This is a genomic window from Enterobacter sp. Ag1 (genome assembly GCA_000277545.1).
Taxonomy (GTDB): domain Bacteria; phylum Pseudomonadota; class Gammaproteobacteria; order Enterobacterales; family Enterobacteriaceae; genus Cedecea.
Window position 1 is genome coordinate 127,584 of sequence record AKXM01000040.1, and the last position, 13,703, is coordinate 141,286.

Below are 13,703 nucleotides of genomic sequence, written 5' to 3' on the forward strand. Positions count from 1 at the left end.
GCCGTTAGCGAATCACATCCGCCAGAGCTTCATCTAAATCAAACCAGCGGAAGCCAAAGCCGGATTCCTCAAGGCGTTTAGGCAGCGCCCGCTGCCCGCCGAGCACTAACACCGAAGATTCCCCCATCAGAAGACGAATGGCCGTGGCCGGGGCGCGAAGTATCGCCGGGCGCTTGAGGGCATGGCCGAGAGCATGGGAAAACTGTTCGTTACGAACCGGGTAAGGGGAAACCAGATTAAACGGCCCGCGCAGGTCGTTATCCAGCAGCCAGAGAATGCCGTTTACCATATCGTCGATGTGGATCCACGCCAGATACTGCCTGCCATTGCCGATGGGGCCGCCGAGCCCCAGCCGGAACAGCGGCAGCATTTTGGCCAGAATTCCGCCTTTGGGGGCTAAAACAACGCCGGTACGTAACAGGCAAACTCGCGTCTTTTCACTTTGCGCACCACAGGCGATTTGCTCCCAGCGGGCGCAAAGTTTGTGGGTAAATTCGTTGTGGGGAGGTTCGTCTTCGGTAACGACCACTTCGCCAAGGTCGCCGTAATAGCCGGTGGCTGACCCGGAAATGAAGACTTTGGGCGGCTGCTGGCTGGCTTTAAACAGCTCGACCAGCCGCTCGGTGATTTGCCAGCGGCTCTGGCACAGGCGCTGCTTTTGGTCCTCGCTCCAGCGCTTATCGGCGATCGGCTCCCCGGCCAGGTTGATGACCGCGTCAAAGGCGTCGAGATTCTGTAAGCCGTCGAGTCCTTTGAGCAGTACGACGCGATTATTCAGCCGCTTGCGGGCCTTTTCCGGCTCACGTGTGACGACCGAAACAGTATGGCCCAGCTCGAGCAGGCGAGCTGTCAGGTGGCGGCCAATCAGCCCGCTGCCGCCGGTAATCAGGATCTCCATACTTTCCTCCCACCTGGACGCGCTTATCGCCGCCAGCTCAGGGTCATGGATACCGAGTCGGCGTAGCGGAGCGCGTGAAGTTTATCGATCTCTACTTCAGCATATGTCACCCACGGGTGGGCGCATGCGATGTTCAGCACATCCTGAGTTAATTTTTCCAGCAGGGAGAAGCGGTTATTCTCAACCAGCTGGATGATGTCTTTGGTCACGGTGCGGTAGTTCAGCGCGTCGTTGATGTCTTCACTCTCCCTGGCTTTGCCCGCTGGGTAGTGGAGAGCGACGTTAATCACGACATCCTGCCGGTTGGCGATCTCTTCTTCTTTGATACCAATAAAAGTCCGCAGGCGCAGGTTTTTAATGCGAATAATGGCGTCTGGTTGCATGGATGACATTGCAGGTTCCTTATTAGTCTTTTCCCGCCACAGGATACACCAGCGCGGGAAAAAACCTGAACCGGGGATTATCCCTTCTCTGCCCGCTGATAAGCCTTCACGGTGGCAGGCCGGGTGCGGATCCGCTCAAACCAGTTCCTAACCGCCGGGAAATTGGCGAGGTCAACGCGCTGGCGCTCATGGGACACCACCCAGGGATAAGTCGCGATGTCCGCAATGCTGTAATCGTGGCCGCCAAGCCACGGGGCTTTCTCCAGCTGTTTATTGAGTACGCCGTAAAGACGCTGGGTTTCAACCTGGTAGCGCTCGATAGCATAAGGGACGGGCTGCGGAGCAAAGTGGTTGAAATGGTGATTCTGGCCCAGCATCGGGCCGAAGCCGCCGACCTGCCAGAAAAGCCACTGCAGCGTGGCATGGCGGGCGCGCAGTTCTTTGCTGAGGAGTAACCCGGTTTTATCCGCCAGATAAAGCAAAATTTCGCCGGACTCAAAGAGACTTAAAGGCTCGCCGCCGTCGGCCGGTTTGTTATCCACGATGGCAGGAATTTTGTTATTCGGCGAGATAGCCAAAAAATCCGGGCGAAACTGTTCGCCTTTGCCGATATCGACCCGGTGGATTTTGTACTCCAGGCCGGTCTCTTCCAGAAACAGGGTAATTTTATGGCCGTTTGGGGTAGGCGCATAATAAAGTTCGATCATGGTCACTCCAGGGGTTAGTCCATTTTGGCAAATGTTTCGAGTATAGAAGTTATTGCTATTTCTGCACCGCAATGGTGCGTTTTAAGCGGATGACAAAACGCTTTTTTCGCTCTATGTTCAATAACCTGTCGCGCGAATAAGTGAGGATATGATGAGCCAGCCTGCCATTACGTTGTGGACCGATAGCCAGTGTTTCAGCCCCTATGTGCTTTCCGTTTTTGTTGCGCTGAAAGAGAAAGGACTCGCCTTTGCGCTGCAAACCATCGACCTCGCCAGTGGCCAGAATTTAAAGCCTGGCTGGAAGGGGTTTGATCTGACTCGCCGCGTGCCGGTGCTGGCGGTTGGCGATTTTGTGCTCAGCGAATCCTCCGCCATTGATGAATATCTGGAAGAGCGTTTTGCGCCGCCGACGTGGGAACGCATTTATCCTCATGACATTGAAAAACGCGCCCGGGCGCGGCAGGTGCAGGCGTGGCTGCGCAGCGACTTAATGCCCATTCGGGAAGAGCGCTCCACGGCCGTGGTCTTTGCCGGCGAGAAGAAACCGGCGCTAAGCCCGGCGGGCCAACGGGCTGCAGAGAAGTTAATCGCTACCGCAGAGCATTTGCTCCCGCAAGGGCAGCAAAATTTGTTTGGTGAATGGTCTATCGCCGACACCGACCTGGCGCTAATGCTCAACCGTCTGATCCTGAACGGGGATGAAGTGCCTGAGCGGCTGAAAGAGTATGCGAGCTTTCAGTGGCAGCGCGCGTCGGTGCAGCTTTGGCTGGCACAGTCGGCCAAAAACGCAGGCTGATAGCGGGCGGGGAATTCGTTATCATTGGCGGATTGTCATTACTGGAGCCAGGGATAAATGAAACTGATGTTTGCTTCGGACCTTCACGGTTCGCTACCCGCTACGGAAAAAGTCCTGGAACGTTTTGCACACAGCGGCGCGAAATGGCTGGTTATTCTGGGCGACTTACTGAATCACGGTCCTCGGAACGCGTTGCCCGAAGGCTATAATCCTCCGGCGGTGGCGCAGTGCCTGAATAGCGTTGCCGATAAGATTATCGCGGTGCGCGGAAACTGCGACAGCGAAGTGGACCAGATGCTGCTCCAGTTTCCGATTACCGCGCCCTGGCAGCAGGTTTTGCTGGCGGAGCAGCGGCTTTTTCTGACCCACGGGCATCTTTATCATCCTGGGCATTTGCCGCCGCTGTCCGCTGGCGATGTTCTGATTTTCGGCCATACGCATCTTCCGGTTGCAGAAAAGCACGAACAGATCTATTTGTTTAATCCAGGCTCTGTCAGCATACCGAAGGGCGGTTTTGAGGCCAGTTACGGGATGCTGGATGATGGTGTTCTGACCGTTCGCACGCTGGAGAGTGATGGGGTTATTGCACAGGTGCGTATTACCCCGTAACGTTGACAGGTTAATCCAATAACGCGCCGTAAGAGCGCCCCTGAATAAGGTTTCCCTGATGGTGGAACAGAGTCATTTTGTCGGCACGGAATGGGTAGATATTGTTAATGAGGACAATGAGGTCATCGCACAGGCAAGCCGCGAGCAAATGCGTGCGCAGCGGCTGCGTCATCGCGCGACCTATATTGTTGTTCACGATGGTATGGGCAAAATTCTGGTGCAGCGTCGCACCGAAATTAAAGACTTCATGCCGGGCATGCTGGATGCTACCGCAGGCGGCGTAGTACAGGCGGATGAACAAATGCTCGAGTCAGCTCGCCGCGAGGCGGAAGAAGAGCTGGGTATTGCCGGCGTGCCGTTCGCGGAACACGGGCAGTTCTACTTCGAAGACGATAGCTGCCGCGTTTGGGGCGGGCTTTTTAGCTGCGTGTCCCACGGGCCTTTCGCGCTGCAGGAAGAAGAAGTCAGCGAAGTGAGCTGGATGTCCCCGGAAGAGATCACCGCGCGCTGTGACGAATTTACCCCTGATTCGCTGAAGGCGCTGGCGCTGTGGATGACCCGCAACGCCAAAAACGAGTCACACAGCGAAGAAAGCGAGTAATTGTTGGCCCTCACCCCGATCCTTTTCCAGCCAGGAGGGGACCTGGGTGAGGGAAAATCAGCAGCTCTCCCGCATACACAGCGATGACGCGATAGTCGGGCTTCTGTCCCATTCTTCTTCGTTAATTCTTGCCAACAGCGCTCGCCCGGCTTCAATCCCAATCTTACGATGCGGTACCGCAATGGTGGTCAGCGCTGGCTGGCACACGCGGCTCACGTCGCTGTCGCCAAACCCGACGATGGCTAAGTCGTCAGGCACTTTGATGCGCCTGCGCTGGCATTCGTACAGCGCGCCGCAGGCCAGCTCATCCGACACGCAAACCAGCGCATCCAGCTCCGGCCAGGCCAGCAAAAACTCGGGTAGCTGTGCGGCCCCGGTGGAGAAATTCGGCGGCGCGGCAGCGTTGATCACCCTGTTGGGCGACATATGGTGGCGCAGCATCGCTTTGTACCAGCCTTGAAGGTGCTGCTGGAAAATCCACTGTTCCTGGTTCGCGCACAGTAGCCCGATATTCTGATAGCCCCGATGGATGAGCATTTCCGTCAGTTCAAACATGGCGGCGACGTTATCAATGCCGATGTTCATGTCCAGCGGATCGGCGCGGGTGGCACCGATTTCGAGCACAGGAATGCTGGCGTGTTTCAGCCAGCCTCGCACCGTGTCGCTGTGTTCCACGCTCAGTAGGATCGCCGCGGCAATATTGGACGCCAGTAGGGTTTCCAGCAGCTTCTCCTCCTGCTCCAGCCGGTGCTGGGATTCTGCCAGGACTATCTGATACCCCGCAGGCTGCAGCACCTGCTGCAGGCCGGCAAACATTTCACTGCAGCCGGATTCTGCCAGGCTTGGGACCACCATTGCAATGGTGTACGAGGAGGCGGAGGCCAGCGCGCTTGCCGCAAGGTTGGGCATATAACCCAGCTCGGAAACCGCCGCTTCGATTTTTTCGCGTAATTTGTCGGAAACCTGCTCCGGGGTTCTTAGCGCTCGCGAAACGGTCATAGTACCAACTCCGGCGAGCTGAGCCACATCTGCAAGCGTCACCTTACCGGTACTTCGCCGCTTTCGGGTTATGGACATTGTGATTCCTGATTCTCGACCTGAAAAACGCCAGGCTGACGTTGGCCCCTGAAAACGAAGGGGAAATATCGCTCAAGTATACGCCTGAAATCGTGCGCCTAAATGCGATTTAACACAATGATTGCAATTTGATAGCGCTATCACAAAATCGAGTGATAGTTATTGGTAGCGCTATCTTTGTGATATCAATCACAGTTAAACCCAGGGCCGTTGAATAAAGTTTGCCCATCATCAATGTCGATTTCGAGAGGTTATCGTGCTCAACCAATGGCTGCATCCGCAGACTATTCAGCTTCAGGACGAGGTCGCAAACTGGCAGCAGGCGCTGGAGATTAGCGCCCGGCCGCTGCTGGACGCGGGGATTATTGCCCCTCATTACCTGACGGCTATTATGCAGCAGCACCAGAAGCTTGGGCCGTACTATGTGCTGGCACCGGGCCTGGCGATGCCGCATGCGCGTCCGGAAGAGGGCGCGACCGGGCTTGGCCTGTCGCTGCTGAAGCTGAAGCGGGGCGTGAGCTTTCATTCTGAGGGGAACGACCCGGTGGACGTCATTATTATGCTGGCGGCCCCGGACAGCCATAGCCATATTGAAATGATTTCTGCGCTCGCTGAGCTATTTTCCAGCGACGAGGACATGGCGTTACTGCATCAGGCCAATAACCTGGAGGAAATACAAAAAATCATTAATCGATTCTAATTTTTTAATTTAACACCATAGGTTTTTACGTTGCATTGAAAAATGCGATGCGCTCTTACTCTACTAAAAATATAAGGTACACAAAATGAAGATAATGGCAATCTGCGGTTCCGGCCTCGGCAGTAGTTTTATGGTCGAAATGAATATTAAAAAGGTGCTTAAAAAACTCAATATTGAGGCAGAGGTTGAACACTCGGATTTATCTTCCGCCACGCCGGACGCGGCGGATGTGTTTGTGATGGCGAAAGATATTGCCGCCAGCGCGCGCCTGCCGGATAGCCAACTGGTGGTGATCAACAACATCATCGATATCAATGAGCTGGAAAATAAGCTGAGCGCTTATTTCGCCGGTCGTTAATCATAATAATAAGCGGAGGCGGATATGTTTATCCTTGGCACGCTGAATTTTATTGTTGATATTCTGAAGGTCCCGGCCATTCTCGTCGGGCTGATAGCCTTAATTGGTCTGGTAGCGCAAAAGAAGTCATTTTCTGATGTGGTGAAAGGCTCAATTAAAACCGTATTAGGTTTTATTGTTTTGGGCGGCGGTGCCACCGTATTAGTGGGGTCTTTGAATCCACTGGGCGGTATGTTTGAGCACGCCTTTAATATCCAGGGTATTATTCCGAATAATGAAGCGATTGTTTCTATCGCACTGGAGAAATACGGGGCATCCACGGCGCTGATCATGGCCTTCGGGATGGTGGCGAACATCATTGTGGCTCGCTTTACCCGCCTGAAGTACATCTTCCTGACCGGGCACCACACATTCTACATGGCGTGCATGATAAGCGTCATCCTCACCGTGGCGGGCTTTGAAGGCGTGGCGCTGGTGTTCACTGGGTCGCTGATCCTCGGGCTGATAATGGCGTTCTTCCCGGCCATTGCGCAGCGCTATATGCGCCGCATCACCGGCACCGATGATATCGGCTTTGGCCACTTCGGTACGCTGGGTTACGTCCTGTCCGGCTGGATCGGCAGCAAGTGCGGGAAAGGTTCGCGCTCAACGGAAGAGATGAACCTGCCGAAGAACCTCAGCTTCCTGCGTGACAGTTCAATCTCCATCTCCCTGACCATGATTGTCATCTACATGATCCTCGCGATTTGTGCAGGCCAGGCTTATGTAGAAGAGAAACTCAGCGGCGGCCAGAACTTCCTGGTTTACTCCATTATTCAGGCGATTACCTTTGCGGCCGGGGTGTTCATCATCCTGCAGGGCGTGCGCTTGATTCTGGCGGAAATCGTCCCGGCGTTTACCGGTTTCTCTGAGAAGCTGGTACCTAATGCACGTCCGGCGCTGGACTGCCCGGTGGTTTACCCTTATGCGCCGAATGCCGTGCTGGTGGGCTTTCTGTTCAGCTTCCTCGGCGGCCTGGTGGGCTTGTTCCTTTTAGGGCAGATGAAGCTGGTGCTGATTTTGCCGGGCGTGGTGCCTCACTTCTTTACCGGGGCGACAGCGGGCGTGTTTGGTAACGCTACTGGCGGCCGTCGCGGCGCGATGGTGGGGGCTTTTGCCAACGGGCTGCTGATCACCTTCCTGCCGGTCTTGCTGCTGCCTGTTCTGGGCGCGCTGGGCTTCGCCAACACAACCTTCTCCGACGCCGATTTTGGCGTGGTGGGGATTATCCTCGGCAACCTTGCACGCTTCCTGTCACCTGCGGCGATTACCGCAGTAGTGGTCGCCGTGTTTGCGGTACTGGTCGGGTTCAACTATCTGGGCAAAGGAAAAGGCACTCCTGCCGTACATACTGAAGACAAGACGGGGGCTAAATAATGAATGAACTGGCTGACGTCACGCGGTTTGCGCGCGACATCCGGGTAGAGACGCTGAAAGCGCTCACCCAACTGGGGTTTGGCCATTACGGCGGCAGCATGTCGGTGGTCGAGACGCTGGCGGTGCTGTACGGCGACGTGATGAATATCGATCCGGGCGACCCTGACTGGGCTGAACGCGACTACTTTGTGCTGTCGAAGGGGCATGCTGGCCCGGCGCTGTACAGCACGCTGGCGCTGAAAGGGTATTTTCCTGTGGAGCAGTTGGCCACGCTAAACCAGAACGGTACCAGCCTGCCCAGCCACCCCGATCGGCTGAAAACGCGCGGTGTGGATGCGACCACAGGTTCGTTAGGGCAAGGGATTTCGATTGCTGCCGGCATGGCGCTGTCCCACAAACTGGCGCAGCGTCGCAACCGGGTCTTCAGCATTGTCGGCGACGGCGAGTTGAACGAGGGGCAGTGCTGGGAGGCTTTCCAGTTTATTGCTCATCACCGTCTTAACAATCTGACGGTGTTTGTGGACTGGAACAAACAGCAGCTGGACGGCGAGCTGGACGAAATCATCTGTGCTTTCGATCTGGCAGAGAAGTTCAGCGCCTTCGGGTTTGACGTGGTGCAGGTGAAAGGCGATGACATTCCCGGTTTGCTGGCGGCGGTGAAACCCGTTCGCAGCGGCGAACAGCGCCCTTTGCTGGTGATCCTCGACAGCATTAAAGGGCAGGGGGTGCCGTACCTTGAGCAACTGGGGAACTCCCACCATCTCCGCCTGACGGAGCAGTCAAAACAGGCGCTGGAGCAGGCCATCGCGCAACTGGAGGCGGCACATGATTAAGGTAAGTCAGAGCGGCGGCCAGGACGCCGTAGAAATGCGTAAAGTCTACGCCGGGTTTGTTCAGCAGCAGATTGGCGAAGGCAGCGGGATCATCGCGCTGGAAGCTGACCTGATGAGTTCGATGGCGATGGATGGCGTGCAGCGAGATAACCCGCAGCATGTGATTAACTGCGGCATCATGGAAGCCAACGTGATTGGCGTGGCGGCCGGGCTGTCGCTGACCGGCCGCAAACCGTTCGTCCACACCTTTACCGCCTTCGCCAGCCGCCGCTGCTTTGACCAGCTGTTTATGTCGCTGGATTACCAGCGGAATAACGTCAAGGTCATTGCTTCCGACGCCGGGGTGACGGCCTGCCATAACGGTGGAACCCATATGTCGTTTGAAGATATGGGCATTGTTCGCGGGCTGGCGCATTCTGTTGTGCTGGAAGTGACTGATGCGGTGATGTTTAAAGACATTCTGCGTCAGTTGATCGAGCTGGAAGGCTTCTACTGGGTGCGGACTATTCGCAAGCAGGCGGCGACGGTTTATGAGGCAGGTTCAACCTTCACCATCGGCAAAGGTAATGTGCTGCGTGAGGGAACGGATATCACGCTAATCGCCAACGGAATTATGGTTGCGGAAGCGCTGAAAGCGGCTCAGCAGCTGGAGCAGGAAGGGGTTAGCGCGGCGGTCATCGACATGTTTACCCTCAAGCCTATCGACCGCATGCTGGTGAAGAACTACGCCGAAAAAACCGGCCGAATTGTGACCTGTGAAAACCACAGTATTCACAACGGGCTGGGCTCAGCGGTGGCGGAAGTGCTGGTGGAAACCTGCCCGGTGCCGATGCGCAGAGTGGGCGTGAAGGAGCGTTACGGCCAGGTCGGGACTCAGGACTTCCTGCAGCAGGAGTATGGCCTGACGGCGGCAGATATCGTGCAGGCGGCGAAAGAGCTGCTGTAGCGGTTAAAGGTGACAGAAAAAGAAAAGGCAGCCAGATGGCTGCCTTTTTTGCGTCTCAGTGAGCTTACGCTTGCTGAGCGGACTGAATCGCGGTCAGCGCGATGGTGTAGACGATATCGTCCACCAGCGCGCCACGGGACAGATCGTTAACCGGCTTGCGCATACCCTGCAGCATTGGCCCGATGGAGATCAGGTCTGCAGAACGCTGTACCGCTTTGTAGGTGGTGTTCCCGGTGTTCAGGTCAGGGAAGATGAACACGGTCGCACGGCCCGCAACAGGAGAGTTTGGTGCCTTAGACTTAGCCACGTCAGCCATAACCGCAGCGTCGTACTGCAGTGGACCGTCGATGACCAGATCAGGGCGTTTTTCCTGAGCGATACGGGTGGCTTCACGCACTTTCTCAACGTCGCTACCCGCGCCGGAGTTACCGGTGGAGTAGGAGAGCATTGCGACGCGTGGGTCGATACCGAAAGCGGCAGCGGAGTCAGCGGACTGAATCGCGATTTCTGCCAGCTGTTCTGCGGTTGGATCCGGGTTGATCGCGCAGTCGCCGTAAACGTAAACCTGTTCAGGCAGCAGCATGAAGAACACGGAAGAGACCAGAGAACTGCCCGGTGCGGTTTTGATCAGCTGCAGCGGTGGACGGATGGTGTTGGCAGTGGTGTGAACCGCGCCGGAAACCAGGCCGTCAACTTCGTCCTGCTCGAGCATCAGGGTGCCCAGCACAACGTTGTCTTCCAGCTGCTCGCGGGCAACGGCTTCGGTCATGCCTTTGCTCTTACGCAGCTCAACCAGGCGGGCAACGTAGCTTTTGCGAACCACTTCTGGATCAACGATTTCGATGCCTGCACCCAGCTCAACGCCCTGCGCCGCAGCAACACGGGTGATTTCATCCGGGTTACCCAACAGAACACAGGTAGCGATACCGCGCTCAGCACAGATGGCTGCCGCTTTAACGGTACGCGGTTCGTCGCCTTCCGGCAGCACGACGCGTTTACCGGCTTTACGAGCCAGTTCGGTCAGCTGGTAACGGAACGCTGGAGGAGACAGACGACGGCTGCGCTCGGAGGTCGCGGTCAGGGATTCGATCCAGTTAGCATCGATGTGGCTGGCCACATATTCCTGCACTTTTTCGATACGCTGATGGTCGTCGGTTGGGACTTCCAGGTTGAAGCTCTGCAGGCTCAGAGAGGTCTGCCAGGTGTTGGTTTCAACCATGAACAGCGGCAGGCCGGTAGCAAAAGCACGTTCGCACAGCTTGCTGATGCGAGGGTCCATTTCGTAACCACCGGTCAGCAGGATAGCGCCGATTTCCACGCCATTCATGGCGGCCAGGCAGGCAGCAACCAGCACATCCGGGCGATCTGCGGAGGTAACCAGCAGAGAGCCAGGGCGGAAGTGTTCCAGCATGTGCGGAATGCTGCGCGCACAGAAGGTAACGGACTTCACGCGGCGGGTGTTGATGTCGCCTTCGTTAACGATGGTCGCGTTCAGGTGGCGAGCCATGTCGATTGCGCGGGTGGCAATCAGCTCGAAGCTCCACGGCACGCAGCCCAGAACCGGCAGCGGGCTGTCGGCAAACAGCAGCTTAGGATCGATGTTCGCGATGCTTGCTTTGCTGGAATCGTCGAAGATTTCAGACAGATCGGGACGGGTGCGGCCTTGCTCATCAACCGGGGCGTTCAGCTTGTTGATGATGACGCCGGTGATGTTGGTGTTCTTGCTGCCGCCGAAGCTGCTGCGGGTCAGTTCGATACGCTCTTTCAGCTGCTCCGGAGAGTCATTGCCCAGAGACATCACGAAGACGATTTCTGCGTTCAGGGTTTTAGCGATTTCATAGTTCAGCGCCTGCGCAAACTGGTGTTTGCGGGTTGGGACCAGGCCTTCAACCAGTACAACTTCAGCATCTTTGCTGCTGTTGTGGTAGTTGGCGATGATCTCTTCCATCAGCACGTCCTGCTGGTTGCTGGACAGCAGAGACTCAACGTGGCTCATGTGCAGCGGCTCAGCGGCCGGGATGGTGGAGTTAGCACGGATGATGCTGGTGGTCTGGTCCGGCGTATCGCCGCCGGTACGCGGCTGGGCGATAGGTTTGAACACGCTCAGGCGAACGCCTTTTTGTTCCATAGCACGGATAACGCCAAGGCTTACGCTGGTAAGGCCGACGCTGGTTCCGGTAGGGATCAGCATAATAGTACGGGACACGGTATAACCTCTTTCGTTTTCGCGAGCAGATATGCTCACTCGACTCAGAAAACAACACCGCCAGCTAAGGCTGGCGGTGAGGGAATCAGGCGGTCAGGCGGGATGCATCCTGAGCGATGACCAGCTCTTCGTTGGTGGTGATAACCACCGCAGGGCGGGTGCCTTCCTTGTTGATGAAGCCAGACTTGCCGAAACGTGCAGCCAGGTTGCGCTCGTGATCAACATCGAAGCCCAGTACGCCCAGTTTGCCCAGGGACAGCTCGCGCACCATTGCGGCGTTTTCACCGATACCGCCGGTGAAGACAACGGCGTCCAGACGACCGTCCATCAGCGCGGTGTAAGAACCGATGTATTTCGCCAGACGGTGGCAGTAAACGTCCATTGCGCGTTTAGCGTCTTCTTTAGTTGCGTAGTTGTCTTCAACGTAACGGCAGTCGCTGGTCACTTCGGTCAGACCCAGCAGGCCGGATTCTTTGGTCAGCATTTTGTTGATGTCTTCTACGCTCATGCCCAGGGCATCGTGCAGGTGGAAGATGATAGCCGGGTCGATGTCGCCGGAGCGGGTACCCATCACCAGACCTTCCAGCGGGGTCAGACCCATGGAGGTATCAACGCATTTGCCGTTACGGATTGCAGAAACGGAACCGCCGTTGCCCAGGTGGCAGGTGATGATGTTCAGTTCATCAACCGGCTTGTTCAGCATTTTTGCGGCTTCCTGAGTCACGTAGAAGTGGCTGGTGCCGTGTGCGCCGTAGCGACGAACGCCGTGCTCTTTGTACAGTTTGTACGGCAGAGCGTAGAGGAAAGATTCTTCCGGCATGGTCTGATGGAACGCGGTGTCGAACACGGCAACGTTTTTATCAGCCAGGTTAGGGAAGGATTTCAGGGCTTCAGCGATACCGATCAGGTGAGCCGGGTTATGCAGCGGTGCAAAAGAGGCTGAATCTTTGATACCCTGAATCACGGAATCATCGATAACTACGGAGCTGGTGTATTTTTCACCGCCGTGTACGATACGGTGACCAATTGCGGTCAGCTGAGCGGACAATTCTGGTTTTTCTGCCAGAATTTTATTAACGATGAAGTTAAGAGCTTCGCTGTGAGCGGCACCTGCACCCAGAGCCGCTTCTTGTTTAGCACCGTCCAGCTTCCACTTGATACGGGCTTCAGGAAGGTGGAAACACTCTGCTAAACCAGAAAGGTACTCTTCACCGTTTACAGCATCGATAATTGCGAATTTCAGGGATGAGCTACCGCAGTTCAGAACCAGTACTAGCTTACTCGACATGGAAGTACCTATTTTTGATACGTGGCTAAAAAAACGTCAGTGAGTCTATCAGCGTAGCGCATGATGACGCGGACATTTATGATTAACGTCATGCCGGAAGCGTTTTTCGGCATGGCGAATAAAATTACTCAGAGTTTACGCCATATTCCTGAAGCTGCAGGTCACGGCGATGTAAAAGAATGTTTGACAGCTTGTGGTTTCCCAACTACGGCCATCAAAGGCCGGCACAGGGTAGCAGATAGCGGCTCGGAAAGACAAAATTTTTTGAACGATGTCATTTAGAGTTGTTGAGTTACAGTATTATTTTATTTTTTATACGTAGAGTTGAGGTATGAGCCATGTCGACACCCCAGAATAGCCATGTAAGCTGGTTTAGCCTGTTCGGACGTGGGCAACACTACTCGAAGACCTGGCCGCTGGATAAGCGTCTGGCGCCGGTATTTATCGAAAACCGCGTGATACGCGCCACCCGCTATGCCATCCGCTTTATGCCGCCGCTGGCGGTATTTACCCTGACGTGGCAAATCGCGTTGGGTGGCCAGCTTGGCCCGGCGGTGGCGACGGCACTCTTTGCCTGTAGCCTGCCGATGCAAGGGCTGTGGTGGCTGGGTAAGCGCTCGGTCACGCCATTACCGCCGTCGACGTTACAGTGGTTTTATGACGTTCGCATGAAGCTTCAGGAAGCCGGGCAGGCGCTGGCGCCGGTGGAAGGCAAGCCAGACTACCAGGCGCTGGCGGACGTGCTGAAGCGCGCGTTTAAGCAGCTGGATAAAACTTTCCTGGATGATTTGTAATTACCCTGCGGTTGCGCATATAAAGGAAGGCACACTTTCTTACAGGTTATCCTCGTCGTAACCTGCATTTTTCCATGTACCAAAGGAGCCA

Annotated in this window: 16 protein-coding genes; 10 read left to right on the forward strand and 6 right to left on the reverse strand. The window is 55.8% G+C overall.

The features are described from left to right. Window positions 1-4: 4 nt before the first annotated feature. The 3 genes from A936_RS16425 to yfcG all read right to left on the reverse strand — a co-directional run bounded on the left by A936_RS16425 (window position 5) and on the right by yfcG (window position 1,988). Window positions 5-898, reverse strand: a complete 894-nt coding sequence (locus A936_RS16425; RefSeq protein WP_008459742.1) for a TIGR01777 family oxidoreductase — start codon at window positions 896-898, stop codon at window positions 5-7. A 23-nt stretch (window positions 899-921) separates the two neighbouring features. Then, window positions 922-1,281 (reverse strand): dihydroneopterin triphosphate 2'-epimerase, encoded by a 360-nt coding sequence (folX, locus tag A936_RS16430; RefSeq protein ID WP_192810979.1) that lies wholly within the window; start codon window positions 1,279-1,281, stop codon window positions 922-924. A 77-nt stretch (window positions 1,282-1,358) separates the two neighbouring features. Further along, complete coding sequence (gene yfcG, locus A936_RS16435; protein ID WP_008459744.1) at window positions 1,359-1,988, reverse strand: GSH-dependent disulfide bond oxidoreductase; 630 nt, start codon at window positions 1,986-1,988, stop codon at window positions 1,359-1,361. 151 nt (window positions 1,989-2,139) lie between these two features. Here yfcG and yfcF point away from each other — a divergent pair, with 151 nt between their 5' ends. Genes yfcF through yfcD form a run of 3 tightly spaced genes read left to right on the forward strand, consistent with a single transcriptional unit; the run spans window position 2,140 to window position 3,994 of the window. Beyond that, window positions 2,140-2,784, forward strand: a complete 645-nt coding sequence (gene yfcF, locus A936_RS16440) for a glutathione transferase (protein ID WP_008459745.1) — start codon at window positions 2,140-2,142, stop codon at window positions 2,782-2,784. Window positions 2,785-2,841: 57 nt separating this feature from the next. Beyond that, window positions 2,842-3,393: a phosphodiesterase gene (gene yfcE, locus A936_RS16445; protein ID WP_008459747.1), complete on the forward strand. Its 552-nt coding sequence runs from the start codon at window positions 2,842-2,844 to the stop codon at window positions 3,391-3,393. 58 nt (window positions 3,394-3,451) lie between these two features. Next, entirely contained in the window at window positions 3,452-3,994 is a 543-nt protein-coding gene (gene yfcD / locus A936_RS16450) for an NUDIX hydrolase YfcD (protein ID WP_034809601.1), read from the forward strand. A 57-nt stretch (window positions 3,995-4,051) separates the two neighbouring features. Here the strand turns inward: yfcD and A936_RS16455 are convergent, their stop codons facing one another. Beyond that, window positions 4,052-5,071, reverse strand: a complete 1,020-nt coding sequence (locus tag A936_RS16455; RefSeq protein ID WP_008459749.1) for a LacI family DNA-binding transcriptional regulator — start codon at window positions 5,069-5,071, stop codon at window positions 4,052-4,054. A 256-nt stretch (window positions 5,072-5,327) separates the two neighbouring features. Here A936_RS16455 and A936_RS16460 point away from each other — a divergent pair, with 256 nt between their 5' ends. The 5 genes from A936_RS16460 to A936_RS16480 all read left to right on the forward strand — a co-directional run bounded on the left by A936_RS16460 (window position 5,328) and on the right by A936_RS16480 (window position 9,324). Beyond that, the gene (locus A936_RS16460) at window positions 5,328-5,771 is read left to right on the forward strand and encodes a PTS sugar transporter subunit IIA (protein WP_008459750.1); all 444 of its coding nucleotides are present in this window, start codon (window positions 5,328-5,330) and stop codon (window positions 5,769-5,771) included. An 85-nt stretch (window positions 5,772-5,856) separates the two neighbouring features. Further along, complete coding sequence (locus A936_RS16465; RefSeq protein WP_008459751.1) at window positions 5,857-6,129, forward strand: PTS sugar transporter subunit IIB; 273 nt, start codon at window positions 5,857-5,859, stop codon at window positions 6,127-6,129. 24 nt (window positions 6,130-6,153) lie between these two features. Continuing rightward, the gene (locus A936_RS16470; RefSeq protein WP_008459752.1) at window positions 6,154-7,545 is read left to right on the forward strand and encodes a PTS ascorbate transporter subunit IIC; all 1,392 of its coding nucleotides are present in this window, start codon (window positions 6,154-6,156) and stop codon (window positions 7,543-7,545) included. After that, entirely contained in the window at window positions 7,545-8,378 is an 834-nt protein-coding gene (locus A936_RS16475) for a transketolase (RefSeq protein WP_008459753.1), read from the forward strand. The genes A936_RS16470 and A936_RS16475 overlap by 1 nt, the downstream gene beginning before the upstream one ends. Further along, window positions 8,371-9,324, forward strand: a complete 954-nt coding sequence (locus A936_RS16480; protein WP_008459755.1) for a transketolase family protein — start codon at window positions 8,371-8,373, stop codon at window positions 9,322-9,324. Before A936_RS16475 ends, A936_RS16480 begins: the two co-directional genes overlap by 8 nt. A gap of 64 nt (window positions 9,325-9,388) precedes the next feature. On the opposite strand, the gene pta is transcribed toward A936_RS16480, so the two are convergent. Both pta and ackA read right to left on the reverse strand, forming a co-directional pair. Beyond that, window positions 9,389-11,530: a phosphate acetyltransferase gene (gene pta, locus A936_RS16485; protein WP_008459756.1), complete on the reverse strand. Its 2,142-nt coding sequence runs from the start codon at window positions 11,528-11,530 to the stop codon at window positions 9,389-9,391. Window positions 11,531-11,615: 85 nt separating this feature from the next. Continuing rightward, the gene (ackA, locus tag A936_RS16490; protein ID WP_008459758.1) at window positions 11,616-12,818 is read right to left on the reverse strand and encodes an acetate kinase; all 1,203 of its coding nucleotides are present in this window, start codon (window positions 12,816-12,818) and stop codon (window positions 11,616-11,618) included. 78 nt (window positions 12,819-12,896) lie between these two features. Between ackA and A936_RS23510 the strand changes: the two genes are divergently transcribed. Together A936_RS23510 and yfbV are read left to right on the forward strand one after the other, a co-directional pair. Further along, on the forward strand, window positions 12,897-13,100 hold the full coding sequence (locus tag A936_RS23510; RefSeq protein WP_157141428.1) for a hypothetical protein: 204 nt from the start codon (window positions 12,897-12,899) through the stop codon (window positions 13,098-13,100). A gap of 56 nt (window positions 13,101-13,156) precedes the next feature. Continuing rightward, window positions 13,157-13,612, forward strand: coding sequence for a terminus macrodomain insulation protein YfbV (yfbV, locus tag A936_RS16495; RefSeq protein WP_008459760.1), 456 nt, complete (start codon window positions 13,157-13,159; stop codon window positions 13,610-13,612). Window positions 13,613-13,703: the final 91 nt, after the last annotated feature.